The organism is Bathymodiolus platifrons methanotrophic gill symbiont (assembly GCF_002189065.1).
Classification (GTDB): domain Bacteria; phylum Pseudomonadota; class Gammaproteobacteria; order Methylococcales; family Methylomonadaceae; genus Methyloprofundus.
The window spans coordinates 1-1,500 of sequence record NZ_BDMN01000453.1 but is presented as its reverse complement, the minus strand read 5'-3'; the positions used below and the strand labels follow the sequence as shown (position 1 = coordinate 1,500).

Sequence of the window (1,500 nt, the reverse complement as noted above, 5' to 3'; positions counted from 1 at the left end):
CGGTTATGACCGGTTTTTATGCGCACGATAAACTTTTGCGACAGAACCCTCGAAATTGCTAATAGGGTTTTAAATCCCCTAAAAATAATATATATATGTTTTTAGGGGTAGTTTAATTATATTGTTCTAAATATTAAGAAGGATATTTACAACTATTATTTAGTACTAGGTTACTGATACGACTAACCCAACTACATTAATAAAAAATTAATTGTTTATTAATGGACTTGTCGGCAATGTACTAAAAAACCTTGATATTATGTGGTACTTATTATTTCCCCAAGGCATCATACGATTTTGAGGGTAACTTATGTACAACCACCTTCTCGCTCTTGTTACGGCAACAAATGCATTATTTTGTTCTTCGTTTAAATCTTTTGGGCTAGTCGCTCTATAATCGGGAAATACACCGTCACACATACCAATCAGGAAAACGATATCCTTTTCAAGCCCTTTCATAGTGTGAACGGTGCTTAGTGTTACACCTTGACCTTGAATATCAGTATCAAGCTTTCCTAGAGTCATGGCATTTCTAAAAGCCTTTAAGGTTGAGCCTAAGCCTTTACCTTTGAAACTAGTCCAACGTTTAAGGAATATTGCTAATTCTTGCAGACTCAAAGCAAGTTCATTTTGTTCAGGTTCATTTAAGTTTTCGGTTTTATATTCTTTGAGTTTATCTTCAAGTTTTTTGCAAAATTTTCTAATGTTAGGTTCTTCTTGATTTAAACTGTTAATTTCTTGAAGAAGATAATATTGTATTTCAGTTAAAGGTAGATTAGATGCTCTAACGGAATTAGACCATTTTTCTAATAAGTTATTTTCATTCCATTGTTTAGGTTGTTTAACTTTTAGAATTGAACACAGCCTCTTCCCATCAATCCAATCTTTAGGGTTTAACTTTAATCGAATAGCATAATCAAGAATTTTACCAAACAGCGATTCTGGTTCTGCTTGCCTTTCGCCTTTATTGAAATAATATGGAATATCATTCTCTATTAATTTCTCTTCAAGCTTATTAAATACAAATTTATTACGTCCAATAACTACCATTTTACTTAAGGTTATTTGACCTTCTATCTCATTATGTTCTTTAGCATCAAGCAGTGATTTAAGGCCTAGTATAATCCAATTAGCTTCGACTTCTTCATCTATACACGGTTGAATTTTTGCACAGCCCGGAAAAGCCATTTTATGTTTAATTTGTGAATTTGGTTTTATTTTATTTGCAAGGTCTATTACGGCTTTAGTGCTTCGATAATTTTCTTTTAACGTAAAGCTTTGAGGGAGAAAGTCATCAACAAAATCTTTTTCAAAATAATCTTTTGATCCATTAAAACCATAGATCATCTGATTTGGATCACCCACCATTAAAACACTTTTAATTTTATCACCACAAAACACTTTGATTAATTCATATTGCGCTTTATTTAAATCTTGAGCCTCATCCACACATACATGCTTATACATAACCTGATAGGTTCTAGCGATATTAGAGTGTTC

The 1,500-nt window shown here is 32.1% G+C and carries 1 protein-coding gene; it reads right to left on the bottom strand.

Going from position 1 to position 1,500, the window contains the following annotated elements:
* Positions 1-207 precede the first annotated feature (207 nt).
* On the bottom strand, positions 208-1,500 hold a 1,293-nt coding region (locus tag CDZ78_RS19245; protein ID WP_140414234.1), incomplete at its 5' end, for a 3'-5' exonuclease.